The sequence below is a fragment of the Klebsiella sp. K-Nf6 genome, assembly GCF_002806655.1.
Classification (GTDB): Bacteria; Pseudomonadota; Gammaproteobacteria; order Enterobacterales; family Enterobacteriaceae; genus Klebsiella; species Klebsiella variicola.
The window spans coordinates 1-15556 of the sequence record NZ_PIBN01000015.1 but is presented as its reverse complement, the minus strand read 5'-3'; the positions used below and the strand labels follow the sequence as shown (position 1 = coordinate 15556).

The 15556-nt window shown below is 57.1% G+C and carries 19 protein-coding genes and 1 pseudogene; 12 read left to right on the top strand and 8 right to left on the bottom strand.

Translation table 11 applies throughout. The annotated features are described in order from the left end of the window. Positions 1-76 precede the first annotated feature (76 nt). Positions 77-559 (top strand): GNAT family N-acetyltransferase, encoded by a 483-nt coding sequence (locus CWM61_RS21355; protein ID WP_074385904.1) that lies wholly within the window; start codon positions 77-79, stop codon positions 557-559. On the opposite strand, the gene ptrR is transcribed toward CWM61_RS21355, so the two are convergent. Then, positions 513-1391, bottom strand: a complete 879-nt coding sequence (gene ptrR / locus CWM61_RS21350) for a putrescine utilization regulator PtrR (RefSeq protein WP_023289635.1) — start codon at positions 1389-1391, stop codon at positions 513-515. The genes CWM61_RS21355 and ptrR overlap by 47 nt on opposite strands. Before the next feature lie 106 nt (positions 1392-1497). On the opposite strand from ptrR, the gene sad reads away from it, so the two are divergent. The 7 genes from sad (at position 1498) to CWM61_RS21315 (ending at position 8672) form a co-directional block, all read left to right on the top strand. Further along, on the top strand, positions 1498-2883 hold the full coding sequence (sad, locus tag CWM61_RS21345) for a succinate-semialdehyde dehydrogenase (protein ID WP_100631879.1): 1386 nt from the start codon (positions 1498-1500) through the stop codon (positions 2881-2883). A gap of 80 nt (positions 2884-2963) precedes the next feature. Beyond that, the gene (gene glsB, locus CWM61_RS21340) at positions 2964-3890 is read left to right on the top strand and encodes a glutaminase B (RefSeq protein WP_074385903.1); all 927 of its coding nucleotides are present in this window, start codon (positions 2964-2966) and stop codon (positions 3888-3890) included. Next, entirely contained in the window at positions 3890-4258 is a 369-nt protein-coding gene (locus CWM61_RS21335) for a DUF4186 domain-containing protein (RefSeq protein ID WP_008804948.1), read from the top strand. The genes glsB and CWM61_RS21335 overlap by 1 nt, the downstream gene beginning before the upstream one ends. A gap of 114 nt (positions 4259-4372) precedes the next feature. Continuing rightward, positions 4373-5797, top strand: a complete 1425-nt coding sequence (locus CWM61_RS21330) for a GGDEF domain-containing protein (RefSeq protein WP_008804947.1) — start codon at positions 4373-4375, stop codon at positions 5795-5797. 77 nt (positions 5798-5874) lie between these two features. After that, a complete protein-coding gene (locus CWM61_RS21325; RefSeq protein ID WP_100631878.1) occupies positions 5875-6405 on the top strand; it encodes a GNAT family N-acetyltransferase in 531 nt (176 codons plus the stop codon). Between the two features lie 113 nt (positions 6406-6518). After that, positions 6519-7970: a tagaturonate reductase gene (locus CWM61_RS21320; RefSeq protein WP_100631877.1), complete on the top strand. Its 1452-nt coding sequence runs from the start codon at positions 6519-6521 to the stop codon at positions 7968-7970. Between the two features lie 255 nt (positions 7971-8225). Continuing rightward, positions 8226-8672 (top strand): GNAT family N-acetyltransferase, encoded by a 447-nt coding sequence (locus CWM61_RS21315; RefSeq protein ID WP_074385899.1) that lies wholly within the window; start codon positions 8226-8228, stop codon positions 8670-8672. 198 nt (positions 8673-8870) lie between these two features. On the opposite strand, the pseudogene CWM61_RS21305 reads toward CWM61_RS21315, so the two are convergent. Then, positions 8871-9056, bottom strand: a pseudogene (locus CWM61_RS21305) (tautomerase family protein); the annotation flags it as partial. A 175-nt stretch (positions 9057-9231) separates the two neighbouring features. Between CWM61_RS21305 and CWM61_RS21300 the strand changes: the two are divergent. Genes CWM61_RS21300 through CWM61_RS21290 form a run of 3 tightly spaced genes read left to right on the top strand, consistent with a single transcriptional unit; the run spans position 9232 to position 10648 of the window. Then, the gene (locus CWM61_RS21300) at positions 9232-9948 is read left to right on the top strand and encodes a hypothetical protein (protein ID WP_100631876.1); all 717 of its coding nucleotides are present in this window, start codon (positions 9232-9234) and stop codon (positions 9946-9948) included. 4 nt (positions 9949-9952) lie between these two features. Further along, positions 9953-10147 carry a hypothetical protein gene (locus CWM61_RS21295; protein ID WP_004184000.1) on the top strand — a complete coding sequence of 65 codons (195 nt, stop codon included), beginning with the start codon at positions 9953-9955 and terminating at the stop codon, positions 10145-10147. 18 nt (positions 10148-10165) lie between these two features. Next, positions 10166-10648 carry an Hcp family type VI secretion system effector gene (locus CWM61_RS21290; protein ID WP_012968258.1) on the top strand — a complete coding sequence of 161 codons (483 nt, stop codon included), beginning with the start codon at positions 10166-10168 and terminating at the stop codon, positions 10646-10648. A gap of 48 nt (positions 10649-10696) precedes the next feature. Here CWM61_RS21290 and CWM61_RS21285 read toward each other — a convergent pair whose 3' ends face one another. The 5 genes from CWM61_RS21285 to CWM61_RS21265 form a co-directional block, all read right to left on the bottom strand. Further along, entirely contained in the window at positions 10697-11077 is a 381-nt protein-coding gene (locus CWM61_RS21285; RefSeq protein WP_074385897.1) for a tautomerase family protein, read from the bottom strand. Beyond that, the gene (locus CWM61_RS21280; RefSeq protein WP_061154637.1) at positions 11068-11388 is read right to left on the bottom strand and encodes a carboxymuconolactone decarboxylase family protein; all 321 of its coding nucleotides are present in this window, start codon (positions 11386-11388) and stop codon (positions 11068-11070) included. The genes CWM61_RS21285 and CWM61_RS21280 overlap by 10 nt, the downstream gene beginning before the upstream one ends. A gap of 156 nt (positions 11389-11544) precedes the next feature. Beyond that, positions 11545-12306, bottom strand: a complete 762-nt coding sequence (tam, locus tag CWM61_RS21275) for a trans-aconitate 2-methyltransferase (RefSeq protein ID WP_074385896.1) — start codon at positions 12304-12306, stop codon at positions 11545-11547. A 202-nt stretch (positions 12307-12508) separates the two neighbouring features. Further along, a complete protein-coding gene (locus CWM61_RS21270) occupies positions 12509-12799 on the bottom strand; it encodes a hypothetical protein (protein WP_008804940.1) in 291 nt (96 codons plus the stop codon). A 216-nt stretch (positions 12800-13015) separates the two neighbouring features. Next, the gene (locus tag CWM61_RS21265; RefSeq protein WP_100631875.1) at positions 13016-14203 is read right to left on the bottom strand and encodes an MFS transporter; all 1188 of its coding nucleotides are present in this window, start codon (positions 14201-14203) and stop codon (positions 13016-13018) included. Positions 14204-14384: 181 nt separating this feature from the next. On the opposite strand from CWM61_RS21265, the gene CWM61_RS21260 reads away from it, so the two are divergent. Next, positions 14385-14843, top strand: coding sequence for a VOC family protein (locus tag CWM61_RS21260; protein WP_100631874.1), 459 nt, complete (start codon positions 14385-14387; stop codon positions 14841-14843). 38 nt (positions 14844-14881) lie between these two features. Here the strand turns inward: CWM61_RS21260 and CWM61_RS21255 are convergent, their stop codons facing one another. After that, positions 14882-15307: a VOC family protein gene (locus CWM61_RS21255; RefSeq protein WP_100631873.1), complete on the bottom strand. Its 426-nt coding sequence runs from the start codon at positions 15305-15307 to the stop codon at positions 14882-14884. Positions 15308-15556: the final 249 nt, after the last annotated feature.

The window sequence follows — 15556 nt, the reverse complement described above, 5'->3', positions numbered from 1 at the left end:
GCAGCAATATAAGTTAATGCTATGGCGGAAACGGGTCGAGGCCGCGCTACAGTGGCGTAAAAAAAGGAGTTCACCTATGTATACCGTTACCGACATCGCCCCCACCGACTCCGCATTTACCGCCCTGATTGCCGCTCTCGACGCCTGGCAGGAGACACTCTATCCGGCAGAGAGCAACCATTTGCTGGACCTCAGCCAGCTGCCGCCGCAGACGGTGATCGCCCTGGTCATCCGCAGCCCGCAGGGCGAGGCCGTTGGCTGCGGGGCTATCGTCCTCAGTGAGGAAGGTTTCGGCGAGATGAAGCGGGTCTATATCGATCCGCAGCACCGCGGACAGCAGCTGGGAGAAAAGCTGCTGGCGGCGCTGGAAGCGAAAGCGCGCCAGCGCGACTGTCATACGCTGCGGCTTGAAACCGGTATCCATCAGCATGCGGCCATCACCCTCTACACGCGCAACGGCTACCAGACCCGCTGCGCGTTTGCGCCGTATCAGCCCGATCCGCTCAGCGTGTTTATGGAGAAACCGCTGTTTGCCGATCTTCGTTCAGCAGCGCTATAAACGCCTCCAGCTGGCGGGTTTTGGCGCCCCGGCGCCACACCAGCCAGGTGGTTAGCCAGCGCCACTCTTCGGCCAGCGGCCAGGCGGAAACCTGCTGATGGCCGGGCATACTCTCCAGCATACTGCGCGGGATCAACGCCAGGCCCGCGCCGGCGATCACGCAGGCCAGCATCCCGTGGTAAGACTCCATCTCGTGGATCCTGCCCGGGGTCGCTCTGTCGGCATGGAACCAGCTCTCAAAATGCCGGCGGTAAGAGCAGTTGGCGCGAAAGGCGTAAACGTTGGCCCCGTTCACTTCGCTGGCGCGGGCGATGGGCGCGTGGCCGTACGGGGCGACGATCATCATCTCTTCCGGGAACACCGGCAGCCCCTCCAGACCCGGATGCACTAGCGGGCCGTCAACGAACGCGGCGCTCAGGGCGCCCTCCAGCACGCCGTCGATCATCGTTCCGGAAGGGCCGGTGGAGAGCGCCAGGTGAATTTTCGGGTAGCGCTGATTAAAGTGGGCCAGGGTGGTGGGGATCCGTACCGCCGCGGTGCTCTCCAGCGAACCCAGGGAGAACAGCCCCTGGGGTTCGTCGCCCGCCACCACCATCCGCGCCTCGTCCACCAGGGCGAGGATCTGCTGGCTGTAGCGCAAAAAGCTGTGTCCCGCAGGCGAGAGGCGCAGGCGCTGGTTCTCGCGGATAAACAGCTCAACGCCGAGGTCTGCCTCCAGCTGGCGGATGCGGGTGGTGAGGTTGGACGGCACGCGATGCACTTTCTGCGCCGCCTGGGTAATGCTGCCGGTGCTGGCGACAGCGTTAAACATTTCTAGCTGAGTCAGGTCCATACTATTCTTCTTTTGTGAATGCGTTGCTTAATATTATTCATTTTCAATGAATGGAAAGGTAAGCCAGAATACGGTTACTTCGCAAGCAACGAGAGAGAGAATAACGATGAATTTATCTGCAACGCACGCGGTTTCCGTCAACCCGACTACCGGTGAGGTGGTCTCCTCGCTGCCCTGGGCCAGCGAACGCGAGGTCGATGCGGCTATCGCTCTCGCCGCGGCAGGCTATCGCCAGTGGCGTCAGACGCCGCTCGCCGACCGCGCTGATGCGCTGCGTCGCATCGGGGCTGCGCTGCGCGCCCGCGGGGAAGAGGTGGCCCAGATGATTACCCTCGAGATGGGCAAGCCGATCGCTCAGGCGCGCGGCGAGGTGGCGAAATCCGCCAATCTCTGCGACTGGTACGCCGAGCACGGCCCGGCGATGCTGGCGACGGAAGCCACCCAGGTGGAAAATAATCAGGCGGTGATTGAGTATCGTCCCCTGGGCGCCATTCTGGCGGTTATGCCATGGAACTTCCCGGTCTGGCAGGTGCTGCGCGGCGCGGTGCCGATCCTGCTGGCCGGCAACAGCTACCTGCTGAAGCATGCCCCGAACGTGATGGGCAGCGCCCGCCTGCTGGGCGAGATTTTTGCCGCCGCCGGCCTGCCGGATGGCGTGTTCGGTTGGGTGAATGCCACCAATGACGGTGTTTCGCAGATCATCAATGACGATCGCATCGCGGCGGTGACCGTCACCGGCAGCGTCCGTGCCGGGAAGGCGATTGGCGCCCAGGCGGGCGCGGCGCTGAAGAAATGCGTGCTTGAGCTGGGGGGATCCGATCCCTTTATCGTACTCAACGATGCCGACCTGGATGAGGCGGTGAAGGCCGCCGTCACCGGCCGCTATCAGAACAGCGGCCAGGTGTGCGCCGCGTCGAAACGCTTTATCCTCGAAGCCGGTATTGCCGACGCGTTCACCCGCAAATTCGTCGACGCCGTCGCGGCGCTGAAGATGGGCGACCCGCGCGATGAGCAAAACTACGTCGGGCCGATGGCGCGTTTCGACCTGCGCGATGAACTGCACCAGCAGGTAACGGCGACCCTTGATGAAGGGGCGACTCTGCTGCTGGGCGCGGAAAAAATCGAAGGGGCGGGCAACTACTATGCGCCAACGGTGCTGGGCAATGTTACCGCCGGGATGACCGGCTTTCGCCAGGAGCTATTTGGTCCGGTAGCGACCCTGACCACCGCTCGCGACGCTGACCATGCGCTGGCCCTCGCCAACGACAGCGAGTTTGGCCTGTCGGCAACGGTCTATACCACCGACGAGGCGCAGGCCCAGCGCTTCGCCCGCGAGCTGGAGTGCGGCGGCGTCTTTCTCAACGGCTACTGCGCCAGCGACGCCCGCGTGGCCTTCGGCGGCGTGAAGAAGAGCGGTTTTGGTCGCGAGCTGTCGCATTTTGGTCTGCACGAGTTCTGTAATGCGCAGACCGTCTGGAAAGACCGTCGCTAATCAACGTTAGCCCCTGACGACCGTCGCCCACCTCTGCTATACTCGCCCACCAAATTTCGATGGTGGGCAAGGAGCTGCATGTGGCGGCGGTGATCAATAACGCAATGCTGGAAGCCATTCTGGCAGAAATCAGGCCGCTGATTGGCCGCGGTAAAGTGGCGGATTACATTCCGGCGCTGGCCAGCGTCAGCGGCGATAAGCTTGGCATCGCGATCAGCACGGTGGACGGGCAGCATTTTGCCGCCGGCGATGCGCATGAACGTTTTTCCATCCAGTCTATCTCCAAGGTATTGAGCCTGGTGGTGGCCATGAACCACTATCAGGAAGAGGAGATCTGGCAGCGGGTGGGCAAAGATCCCTCCGGCCAGCCCTTTAACTCCCTTCTGCAGCTGGAGATCGAGCAGGGCAAACCGCGTAACCCGTTTATCAACGCCGGGGCACTGGTGGTCTGCGACATGCTACAGAGCCGGCTTAGCGCCCCGCGTCAGCGGATGCTGGAGATTGTCCGCCGCCTGAGCGGCGTGCCCGATATCGCCTACGATCCGGTGGTGGCCCGCTCTGAATTCGAGCATTCGGCGCGCAACGCCGCCATCGCCTGGCTGATGAAATCCTTCGGTAACTTCCATAACGACGTCGCCACCGTGTTGCAGAACTATTTCCACTACTGTTCGCTGGAGATGAGCTGCGTTGAGCTGGCGCGGACCTTCCTGTTCCTCGCCGATCGCGGTATCGCCCCGCACCTGGAGGCACCGGTTATCGCGCCCATTCAGTCCCGTCAGGTGAATGCCCTGATGATGACCAGTGGCATGTACCAGAACGCCGGTGAATTCGCCTGGCGCGTTGGCCTGCCGGCGAAATCGGGCGTCGGCGGCGGAGTTGTGGCGATTGTGCCGCAGGAGATGGCGATCGCCGTGTGGAGCCCGGAGCTTGACGACGCCGGGAACTCGCTGGCCGGCGTGGCGCTGCTGGAAAAACTGACTCAGCGGATGGGGAGGTCGGTGTTCTGATGGTTGAGCAGGATCGGTTGTTTGCCCGCCTGGCGCGCTCGACGTTTCGTTCACGCTTTCGACTCGGGGTCAAAGAGCGGCAATACTGTCTCGATAAGGGGCCGGAGATCATCGACCAGCACGCTGCGGATTTTATCCGCCAGCGGCTGGCGCCCGCCGAACCGATGAACGACGGTAAGCAGACGCCGATGCGCGGCCATCCGGTATTTATCGCCCAGCATGCGACCGCCACCTGCTGCCGCGGCTGTCTGGAAAAATGGCACGCCATTCCCCACGGCCGCGCGCTGAGCGAGCAGGAGCAGCGCTATGTGGTGCAGGTGATCCATCACTGGCTGGTGCTGCAGATGAACGGCCCGTCTGTGCGGTAATCTGCATTTGATCGGCGCCGGAGTATGCCTGATAAATATTCTCATGTTATGATAATCCGCTAACTAATTATTAACATAATAATTGCCTGAAACAATTAGACGGATAATTACTGAATGTCTTCACTGTCGATTCGGTCATTTACGCTGTTTCGTGAAGAGCAGCCCGTGCGCGACGCACTGGTATTATTCACGTTAACGCTACTACTGCATTTTCTGGGGGCTATGCTGCGCCTGGTGCAGGAGCTCTCATTCTTCTGGCCGCTCAATGCCGTGATGGCCGGGATCTTTGCGCGCTATGTCTGGCTTAATCGCAGCTATTTTTATGCCGTCTGTTTTGCGGCAATGCTGGTTTATGACGGACTCACTTCGCGCTGGGGGATGGGCTTTGCCTCATTGCTGATTAATTTCTCCAATATTGTCTTTATTGTGGTGCTGGCGCAGCTGGTGCTGTGGGATAAGCGACGCGCCGACTCCATGCCCGGCCCGATTAATGCGCTTAATTTATTCTGTTTTTGCTTGTTTGCCGCCTTATTGTGCGCCGCCGTCGGCGCCCTGGGGTCGGTGGATGTTGAACGCGCCACCTTTATTCCCCAACTGGCAGACTGGTTTAGCGAACAGTTCTCGACAGCGGTGCTGATCCTGCCGTTTATTCTGACCCTGACGTTGCCTTCGGCATTAAGCGGTTTTCGTTTTCGCCAGCTGCTGCCCGCGCTGGCGCTGGTGCTGTCGATAGCCCTCGGCGTGGCGGTGGGCGGCGCCGGCAGCATTACCTTCCCGTTGCCGGCCCTGATCTGGTGCGCCGTTCGTTATCCGCTGCCGCTGACCTGCCTGTTAACCTTTCTCACCGGTATCAGCGAGATATTGCTGGTCGCCAACTCGTTAATTCACTTTTCGCCGGATGCGCGAATGCAGCCGTGGCAGCTGTTCTCCACCCGTCTCGGCATTGCCGCTATGCTGATTAGCCCGGTGATTGTCGCTTCCAGTGTCGAAGCGATTAACACGCTGGTGAAACAGCTGGCCCTGCGCGCTGATTTTGATTTTCAGACCCGGGTGTATTCCCGTTCCGGACTGAGCGAGGCGCTGAAGCGTCAGGCATTGCCCGCCGATAAGCTGCTGACGGTGATGGTGCTGGATATCGATGGCTTCAAACGGGTGAATGATGCTCTGGGCCATGAAGGTGGCGATTGCGTATTGACCCAGTTTGCCCAACAGGTTCGGCAACTGGTGGACGAGCAGGGGATGGTTGCCCGCATTGGCGGTGAAGAGTTTGCGGTGGCGGCGGTTGTCGACAGTACCCAGCAGGGCTATTTACTGGCGGAAAAAATCCGCCACGGGGTGGAGTCGCAACCCTTCGGCCTCGGGCAGAATCCAATCCATCTGACCATCAGTATGGGGCTGGAGACGCGCGAGGTGGGGCACGCTCGCATCACCGAGCTGTTTAACCAATTGCTGATGGCGGCAGACGAGGAGATGGTCAAAGCCAAACAGACCGGTCGCAACCGCATCTGTATGCCAGCGCTAACCGAAAGCGCACCATAAGAAAATCCTATACGGAATCCGCTTGTGTTAATTTTTGGTTAAAAACATAGTGATGTGGTCAATTACAGGGAGCTTCCATGACCACATCCTTTTCACTGCGCACGCTGTCGCGTGACGATATTCTGCACCACCTCCCGGCATTAAGCGATATCCTGGCAAGCTGCGTCAACGGCGGCGCCTCGGTAAGTTTTATGCTGCCCTTTAGCGCGCAGACGGCCACCACTTTCTGGCAACACACCGCCGACAGCGTGGCCGCCGGGGAGCGCATCGTACTGGTGGCCCTCGACGCGGATGAACGACCCGTCGGTACCGTGCAACTTATCACCCGCCAACCGGAAAACCAGCCCCATCGCGCGGATGTCGCCAAACTTTTGGTTCACCAAAATGCCCGCCGCCAGGGGATTGCCAACGCGCTGATGGCCGAGCTGGAGCAAACCGCCCGGCGGCAAGGGAAGTCGGTGCTGGTGCTGGACACGGCAACCGGTAGCGGGGCGGAGCAGTTCTATGTCCGCTGTGGCTGGGAAAAAGTGGGGGAAATCCCGCGCTATGCGCTGATGCCTGACGGAGAGATGACCGCCACCTCACTGTTCTATAAGTTTTTGCCCTGACGGCCGCTATTGCAGAATGCTTTGATCAAAACGGGGTTTCACTGGTAGAAAAACCTGATAACTTATTGGACCAATTACTCAGGTTGTATGACTACTATTAGAGGGAACCCATTGTGAAAACATTAAACCGTCGTGATTTCCCCGGCGCGCAGTACCCTGACCGTATCATCCAGTTTGGTGAAGGCAACTTCCTGCGCGCATTCGTTGACTGGCAGATAGATCTCCTCAACGAGCATACCGACCTGAATGCGGGCATTGTGGTCGTCCGTCCTATTGCGACGGATTTCCCGCCTTCACTGAGCACCCAGGACGGCCTTTACACCACCATTATTCGCGGTCTGAACGAGAAGGGTGAGGCGGTGAGCGACGCGCGTCTGATCCGCTCGGTCAACCGGGAGATCAGCGCTTACGCTGACTTCGACGCTTTTTTACGTCTGGCGCATAACCCGGAGATGCGGTTTGTCTTCTCCAATACCACTGAGGCGGGCATCAGCTACCATGCAGGGGATCGTTTTGACGACGCGCCGCCGGTCAGTTATCCGGCGAAACTGACGCGCCTGTTGTTTGAGCGCTACCAACATTTCGCCGGTGCGGCCGACAAGGGATGGGTGATTATTCCCTGCGAACTGATCGATTATAACGGCGAGGCGCTGCAGGCGCTGGTGCTGCGCTATGCTGCCGATTGGCAGCTGCCGCAGGCGTTTATCCGCTGGCTGACCTCAGCGAACACCTTCTGTTCGACGCTGGTGGATCGCATCGTAACCGGCTATCCGCGTGATGAAGTGGCGGCCCTTGAGGCACAGACTGGCTATAAAGATGCCTTCCTTGATACCGCCGAGCATTTCTACCTGTTTGTGATCCAGGGGCCTGCCTCGCTGGCGGCCGAGCTGCGTCTCGATAAACTGCCGCTGAATGTGCGCATTGTGGACGATATCAAGCCGTATAAAGAGCGCAAAGTGGCGATCCTCAATGGGGCGCATACCGCGCTGGTGCCGGTGGCCTTCCAGGCCGGGATCGACACCGTGGGTGAGGCGATGAACGATGCGGAGATTTGCGCGTTTGTCGAAAAAGCGATTTATGACGAGATTATTCCGGTGCTGGATCTGCCGCGCGATGAGCTTGAATCATTTGCCAGCGCCGTGACCGGGCGCTTCCGTAACCCGTATATTAAACATCAGCTGCTCTCGATTGCGCTCAACGGTATGACCAAATACCGCACCCGCATTCTGCCGCAGCTGCTGGCAGGGCAGCAAAAGAGTGGGCAACTGCCGCCGCGGCTGACTTTTGCGCTGGCAGCACTGATCGCCTTCTACCGGGGAGAGCGGGAGGGTGAACGCTATCCGGTACAGGATGATGCCGAATGGTTGACGCGATACCAGACGCTGTGGGCCCGGCATCGGGATCGCCAGATGAGCACCCGCGAGCTGGTGAGTGCGGTACTCAGCGTAGAGGCTCACTGGGAACAGGACTTGAGCCAGATCCCGGGGCTGGTGGAGCAGGTGACTGCCGACCTCGATGCTATCCTGTCCCGCGGTATGCGTGATGCTGTACAGCCCTTGTGCTGATAGCGGACGTCATTGACCCGGCTGCGGCCGGGTTTTAAAGCCCCTTCATTAGTTACAACATGCTTTTTTATCACGGCTATCGAGCCGGTCGGTCACTCCGCTGCAAAAAAGCCTTTTAGTGCCAAATCGCCCCCTGCAAGGAGAGAATTGCCGCTATGCCGCTTGAACATGTGGCTGCACAGGAAAATAATGGTTTGAACCCATTTTCCCTGCCAATGTTCGCAGGCTAATACATTCATCTGTAAGGAAACTCGCATGGTCATCGATATCCGGGAAATACGGCCGCACGACAAAGCCGAATGGCTTAATCTCTGGGAAGGCTATACCCGCTTCTATGGCAGCCCGCAGCCGGAAGAGGTGACCGAATGCACCTGGCAGCGAATGCTGGACATGAACTCCCCGGTGCTGGGCAGGGTGGCTGTGGTCGATGATACGGTGGTGGGGTTCGCCATCTGCATTCTTCACGAGGGAACCTGGGTCACCACGCCAATCTGCTATCTGGAGGATCTGTTTGTCGATCCTGCCTTCCGTGGACAAGGCATTGCCAGAACAATCATTAAGTCGCTGCAAACCGAAGGGGCAGACAAAGGCTGGTCGCGGTTGTACTGGCATACGCGCCATGATAATCCAGCCCGTCATCTGTATGATGAGTTTACCCCGGCTGACGATTATGTGCGCTACAGGATCACGCTTGGGTCCTGAAGCGGTAAGAGGTTGTTAAGCTTTTCCCGCTATAACAGGGGAAACCGGCTCAGGAGAAGCAACGATGGAAAAACGTCTCGACACAGTGGTCAATCTGATTATGTTTCTTTCACTATTGGCTACGGCCTGGGATCTCTCACTGGTGCATCATCTCGCCTGGTAGCCTGAAACGCGGCGCCTCTTGCGGCGCCGCTGGCGTTATTCATCCGCCATCTTCCCTGCGCTAAAACTCCAGTCCTCCCGCTGGTTAAACTGGATAACCACCATCACGTCCTGCGGGCTGACCGCCATCTCATCGTCTAACCGCGCACAGAGTCGACGATAAAGCCCCTGTTTCTGCGCCCGGCTGCGCGGTTTCCCGGCGAAAATATGAAACAGCACGAAGTAATAGCTAACTGAGATATTTTTAACCGGGCAGGGTGCGAGTGAATTTAAACAAAAAAGAGTAAAGTCAATAATACTATCAAGGCCATCATTTTATAAGTATATTGAAAGGCCAAATGATCATAAGAAATATGTGCAGGAACAATGAATGATCTAATAAAGGAAGGATCTGATTATGTATTATAGGGATTTCATTATTACCTCTATCGAGGCAGAGCGTATTCTGGCCATGAAATTTGATGAAGCATTTTCTGGAGTGAAAAAGAATGTTATTGATACACTGAATCAAATGGGAAATGGTATAACCCGTGCTTCGTATTATACTTCCTGCTTAATGGATAATTATCAGGATGTTTGCTCTAAGTTAAAGCAAGAGGACACAAGATTTATTGCAGGGCTGGCGCAGTTAGTTAAAAACCGTGATATCATTTTCCAAATGGTTAAAATATATATAGAAACCTACTTTCAAAATAAAAAAGAAGAAAAAGCTCAATATATTCTCAAGAAGCTTGTCGGGGCGGGAGTTTACATATCATCAGCAGGATTAACTAATCGGATTTTAATCATGGCAGTAGCAACCATGATTTGCCAGACTTCCAGGTTTAATACTGTTGTATATGGGCGTATCAACAGGGCAAGGTCATTAGTCCTTAAAGGGAGTGTAACTGCTACCGCAGTGGTATTGAACGTGTATGGATTGATTCAGGATGCCGCAAAGAGCGCTGACAATTTGAAAATGCATAATTCATTTTATTACAATGCCTTATATGTCAACCATCTGGAGATGATGTACTTTCTCATCGAACCTGTCCTCACAGGAGTTCCTTATTTAAATCCGATGATTATTTCTGATGATGAACTTGCTGAATTACTTATTAAATTAATGAGGTGAATGAATGGGTTTCTTGAAAAGATGGTTAAAGGAAGAGTTCATTCTTTTTTTATGGGGGTGGGGTATTGTATTATTAATCATTGTATTTAGCATGATTGCAGTCTCTCTTTTTCCTGACATTGCCATTAACTTAATAGGACTTTTTATTTTATTAATCATTGGGTTTCACGTTGTTGTTTGGTTTAAAGTTAAAAACTGATATGAAAGAGGAGGGGTAATGTCAAATCCAGCATATTTATGGTTAACTGATGAGAATGATTCGCCTATTATAGGTTCTTGCCTGATGCCCACACGCACAGGTTCCATCGAATTGCGCGCAGTGAATCATCATGTTTGGTTACCTACCGATAATAATACAGGAAAGCTGACGGGAACCCGTCTTCATACACCGGTTAAAATTCAAAAAGAGTTTGACAGAACAACACCTTTGTTATTTAGGGCTCTTTGTGAAGGTCGAACATTAAAATCGGCAACGCTAAAAATGTACAGAATAAATGAGGCGGGACTGGAAATTGAATATTTTAACATAGCGATGGCGAATATTAAGATTACGGCAATCACACCAAATTTACATCCGGCCGGAATGACAAGTACTCACCTTGAAGACATTGATTTCCGTTATGAGACGATCACCTGGAGATACACAGAAGGGAACATCATGTATCGTGATTCATGGAACGATCGCTGTTGTGCCTGGTAGCAAATGATATAGTCCTGAAACGCGGTGCCTCTTGCGGCGCCGCCGGCGTTATTCATCCGCCATCTTCCCTGCGCTAAAACTCCAGTCCTCCTGCTGGTTAAACTGGATAACCACCATCACGTCCTGCGGGCTGACCGCCATCTCATCGTCTAACCGCGCACAGAGTCGACGATAAAGCCCCTGTTTCTGCGCCCGGCTGCGCGGTTTCCCGGCGAAAATATGAAACAGCACGAAGCGGGCGCTGCGTCCATCGCTGAGGTAGTACCGGTCATAAATGCGCTGCTCGTCGGCGGTCTGTTCTATAAACTGAAATTTATCTGCTGACGGCACGTCGAACTCCGCCACCAGACACTCATGAAAGAGCGCCGACAATTGAGCAAACTCCGTGGGACGCCAGGCCGTGCCAAGCGATATGCGGGTCAGGGGCATGGTGTCTCCTGCTCATTCAGACAGGTCAGGGCGCTGGCCGCCGCCGGCCAGCCGGCATAGAACGCCAGATGGGTAAACAGCTCGACGATTTCGGCCTGGCTCAGACCATTTTGATAGCCGAGAGCGATATGCCACGGCAGCTGCTGGGTTTTACCCAACGCCGTCAGGGCAGAAAGGGTGATCAGGCTCCGTTCGCGGGGCGACAGATCGCGGCGTGCCCAGATATCACCAAACAGTACCGTTTCGGTCAGTTCGGCCAGTTTTGGCGCAATGGCGGCCAGGGTGTTGCGATTAACAGCGTTATTTTCCACAGTGACTCCCGTTATTGGGTGTTGAGATGGCAATCACTGTCGCATGCCGGGAAAGAGGTTGAATATCGCAATGTTCAGGATGTTTCATCCTGATAAGCAGGACGATTTTTCGCCCTGTTTTCCATACCCATTACCACGCTTAAGCGCTCATTCCGCTCAGACGACTATTTTTCGCGCCACGATAAACAGTCTGGGGAATCGCAGGAGCACCTTTCCGTTACACTGTAACGGATAGTGTTCAGCCAGTAGTTCGACATAGCGTGTCAGAAACGCGTTTCTGGACTGCTCGTCCAGGCCGGCCAGATAGGGACGCAATCCGGTCCCCTGCAGCCAGTCGCTTATCGCCTGATGGGAAGCGAGGGGATGAAAATAGGTGGTGCGCCAGATATCAACTTCGCAACCCTGGCGCGTCAGCATATCGTACCAGGCGTCCGGCGGGAGTAAGGGCTGGCGTCCGCGGTCCGGTAATCCTTGTTCGTTGGCGACCTGGCGCATCAGGGTATGCGAGGGTTCCTGCCAGTTATCCGGCATTTGCACGGCCAGCGTTCCGTTGTCTGCCAGCTGCGCCACCAGATGCGGAAACAGCGTCTCATGATCCGCCAGCCACTGCAGAGAGGCGTTCGCATAGATCACGTCTACCGGTTGCGCAGGCCGCCAGCGGGCAATATCGGCGTCGATGAACTCACAGTCGGGTAAGGCCTGTGCCGCCTGCGCCAGCATGGCCGGGGAGTTATCGATACCGGTGATTGCCGCCAGCGGCCAGGCGGCGCGCAGCAGGCGGGTGCTGTTTCCCGGCCCGCAGCCAAGGTCGACGACGTGTTCAACCTGCAGATGGGCAATACGCGAGAGCAGATCGGCCGCGGGGCGGGTACGTTCAGCGTCAAATTGCAAATACAAAGAAGGGTTCCAGTCAGCCATAGCGCGTTCCTGTGTGAGGGAAGACTGGGCAAAGCATAGAACGCCACAGGCCGACTGTCAGCCGCCGAATGTGACCAGCGGTAACCCATTTCGTGACAGTGTCACAAAAAGAATAAACATCAGTGGGGTTTTCGCGTCTGGTCGGTACGCTCAGGGAGGCGGTGGGATGGACAGTCACTGCGCCCGTTGCGGGCGCAGTGACTTATTCGGCGTTCTTGAGCGCTTCAGCGCGGCTGGCGGTGGCGTAAACAAAATCCAGCATCGGTTCGAGATCGGTGTCGTAACCGGCCTGAATGATTTTTCCCCGCAGCCATTCAATTTCGCTGGTGATATCGGGTGGGAAAATGTTGTTATCCTGCGCCCTGCGCAGCCATTTCAGCAGAAAGTTATTCTTTCCTCTGATACCGCCCGATTTTTTCGACTTTCCGTGCATCTTCAGCGCGACCAGGACGCAGTAATAGAAATGAACGCGCTGATTAAAACTTTGGTGCATGTCTGTGTTTCCCGCCAGAATCAGGAATTCACCGTGTGGGTCAGTGATTCGGATTGGACTACGGCGCCGGGCTGGATCGTTGTGCGATCTCTGTTGTTCTCCGCTACCGTCCTTGCATCTGTTGTCAGACGCTGAGGAGGATGTTTGCACGGAAGCCGAATCGTCGTCAATTGCCGATTCGTTTTTTGCCCGCGGCGACCCGCGGGCCAGGCCTGATTACGTCCTTGAGACGGCTCGCTGTTGTCGCTGGACGCGTAAAATGAGCAGGAAAGCGAACACCACGACAATCGCCGCCAACAGATATAGCGTGGCAAGGTCGTAGAAGCCGGCGACCCATCCGGCCAGCGGCCCGGTGAGTCCCAGCGCCAGGTCAAGAAACGCCGAGTAGGTGCCGAGGGCGGTTCCCTGGTTTTGCTCTTCCACCTGTTTGACTGCCTCGACCCCTAACGCCGGGAAGACCAGGGAAAAACCCGAACCGGTGAGAAAGGCGCCGACGCCGGCCACCCAGGCTGACGGCGCCAGCCAGATCAGCTGCAGGCCAAGACACTCGATCACAAAGCAGACCAGCGAGACCGGGACCCCGCCATAGCGGGTAATGGTATTTCCCAGCACCAGGCGGACGCAGATAAAGCCGACGCTGAACAGGGAGAGGGTAAACGCCGCGCCCTGCCAGCTGTGCGCCGCAAAATAGAGGGTGATGAAGGTGGCGATAACGCCGAAGCCAACGGTACCAAAGGCCAGCCCCAGGCCATAAGGCCAAATTTTTCGTACCACCGCGTGAAAGGGCGCTCTGACCCCAGCGGTCACGCTGACATCCTGGCGGGTGCGGGCGAACAGCAGGCCGATGGCGGCCACCACCACCACCACCGTGGCAAATCCGCTAATGCCGAAATAGTGGTTAAGGGTGACCCCCAGCGGCGCCCCGATCGCCATGGCGACATAGGTCGCCACGCCATTCCAGGAGATCACCCGCGAGGTATGGATCGCGCCGACGGTTTTGATCCCCCAGAGCGTGGCGCCGGTCGCGGTAAAGCTCTCCCCGACGCCAAGAAACACCCGGCCCGCCAGCAGCGCGGCGATGGCCATCATCGGCGTCGCCTGCAGCAGCACCGCCAGCAGGGTAAATGCGCCGCTCAGCAGACAGCAGATGATCCCGAGACTGACCACTTTTTTCGGGCCCCAGATATCGGTATAGCGCCCGGCGTGCGGTCGACTGATCAGCGTTGAAATGTATTGCAGGCTGATCACAATCCCGGCAACAAAGGTGCTGTAGCCCAGCTGATAGTGAATGTACCCCGGCAGTACGGCCAGCGGCAGGCCGATGGAGAGATAGCAGATACAGGTGAAGACAACAATCGAAATGATGCGCAAATTGAGTTGCGTGGTGCTGACGGAAGTGCTCATAGGGATAAGTGTTTAATACAAGGGATGTTTAGCATAGCGCGCCGCGAGGGCGCTGGCGAGTCGCGATGGCGTTTTATCCGTTACGGATGTTCGTGCATGCGCCCGCCATTAATAGGGTTTGCCGCTGGCGCCTGCGTACGGGCATGATGGCGTTATCTTACCGCCGCGTTCAGGAGAGAACATGTCCCACGATTTCGCTGATAATTTCGCTGATATTGACGTTTTGTTCATTGCGGGCTTCGGTCCCATCACCCGCAGCACGTCGCAAAGCCGTGACTTCTATTGTCAGGCGTTGGGGTTGCCGCTGAAGCCGATGCCGGGTAACGAGGCGTATCTCCTCAGCGAGCAGGATGCCATCGGTGGGGTGAAACATTTCGCGCTGTGGCCGCTGGCGCAGGCGGCGCAGTCCTGCTTTGGTCAGGACCAGTGGCCGGAGACGGAGCCGGTGCCGCAGGCATGGATTGAGTTTGAGGTCCGCGACCTGGCTGCGGCGACGGCGCGGCTACAGCAGCAAGGATACCGCCTGCTCGTCGCTGCGCGCGACGAACCGTGGGGACAGACGGTCACCCGATTGCTCAGTCCGGAAGGGCTGCTGGCCGGGCTCACGGTGACGCCGTGGCTGCGGGCGGAAGAGCGTTAACGTCCACGCCGGGCACTGCGCAGGACACACAGGAGAGGTTATTGATTCTCCTCGTGATCGGAAGCGCTTCGCACTTCTCCCCAGGCGCGGTTTTGCAATACGGTGCGATAGCCGTCCCGGTCGACGAAAGTGACGCCATTGACCTCCCAGTAAGGGTTAAACGCCGTGACGCGCAGAAATCCGGCGGCGTCCATGGCGGCGCACTGTGCTTCCCATTCCGCCTGCTGTGGGTAATACAGCACCAGCAAATCTTCATCTCCTGGCGAGGGAGTGACGGGATGGTGGCGACAGTGGGTGAATTCCAGATGCCAGTCCGCGGCGGGCGCGCCGAGCATTATCCCGCTGAATCCTTCATGATCGGTAAAACTGCCGAGCTGCTGAAGCCCCAGCCCGGCGCAATACATGCTGGCGGCGGCGTCCAGTTCACTGACCGGTCTGGCGATGCGCATATGACAGAACGACATAATGACTCCCGTAAGGCGTGGGCCGGGTCAGGCGTAGCCGCCACCCGGCAAAAAAGCGGCATCATAGCCGCGACCTGGCGCCCGGCGGCGCTGCGCTTGCGCGGGCCTACGGACCGAAGAATCGCTTTAGCGCTGAAAGCGCAGCCCTGTAGGCCGGGTCAGGCGTAGCCGCCACCCGGCAAAAAAACGGCATCATAGCCGCGACCTGGCGCCCGGCGGCGCTGCGCTTGCGCGGGCCTACGGACCGAA

What these genes read in the sequence shown, in the direction of transcription:
- CWM61_RS21325 (WP_100631878.1), top strand. Translation starts at nt 5,875, where the DNA reads ATGACCACATCCTTTTCACTGCGCACGCTGTCGCGTGACGATATTCTG.
- CWM61_RS21355 (WP_074385904.1), top strand. Translation starts at nt 77, where the DNA reads ATGTATACCGTTACCGACATCGCCCCCACCGACTCCGCATTTACCGCC.
- CWM61_RS21260 (WP_100631874.1), top strand. Translation starts at nt 14,385, where the DNA reads ATGTCCCACGATTTCGCTGATAATTTCGCTGATATTGACGTTTTGTTC.
- CWM61_RS21285 (WP_074385897.1), bottom strand. Translation starts at nt 11,077, where the DNA reads ATGCCCCTGACCCGCATATCGCTTGGCACGGCCTGGCGTCCCACGGAG.
- tam (WP_074385896.1), bottom strand. Translation starts at nt 12,306, where the DNA reads ATGGCTGACTGGAACCCTTCTTTGTATTTGCAATTTGACGCTGAACGT.
- ptrR (WP_023289635.1), bottom strand. Translation starts at nt 1,391, where the DNA reads ATGGACCTGACTCAGCTAGAAATGTTTAACGCTGTCGCCAGCACCGGC.
- CWM61_RS21265 (WP_100631875.1), bottom strand. Translation starts at nt 14,203, where the DNA reads ATGAGCACTTCCGTCAGCACCACGCAACTCAATTTGCGCATCATTTCG.
- CWM61_RS21330 (WP_008804947.1), top strand. Translation starts at nt 4,373, where the DNA reads ATGTCTTCACTGTCGATTCGGTCATTTACGCTGTTTCGTGAAGAGCAG.
- sad (WP_100631879.1), top strand. Translation starts at nt 1,498, where the DNA reads ATGAATTTATCTGCAACGCACGCGGTTTCCGTCAACCCGACTACCGGT.
- CWM61_RS21335 (WP_008804948.1), top strand. Translation starts at nt 3,890, where the DNA reads ATGGTTGAGCAGGATCGGTTGTTTGCCCGCCTGGCGCGCTCGACGTTT.
- CWM61_RS21270 (WP_008804940.1), bottom strand. Translation starts at nt 12,799, where the DNA reads ATGCACCAAAGTTTTAATCAGCGCGTTCATTTCTATTACTGCGTCCTG.
- CWM61_RS21315 (WP_074385899.1), top strand. Translation starts at nt 8,226, where the DNA reads ATGGTCATCGATATCCGGGAAATACGGCCGCACGACAAAGCCGAATGG.
- CWM61_RS21290 (WP_012968258.1), top strand. Translation starts at nt 10,166, where the DNA reads ATGTCAAATCCAGCATATTTATGGTTAACTGATGAGAATGATTCGCCT.
- CWM61_RS21255 (WP_100631873.1), bottom strand. Translation starts at nt 15,307, where the DNA reads ATGTCGTTCTGTCATATGCGCATCGCCAGACCGGTCAGTGAACTGGAC.
- CWM61_RS21300 (WP_100631876.1), top strand. Translation starts at nt 9,232, where the DNA reads ATGTATTATAGGGATTTCATTATTACCTCTATCGAGGCAGAGCGTATT.
- CWM61_RS21295 (WP_004184000.1), top strand. Translation starts at nt 9,953, where the DNA reads ATGGGTTTCTTGAAAAGATGGTTAAAGGAAGAGTTCATTCTTTTTTTA.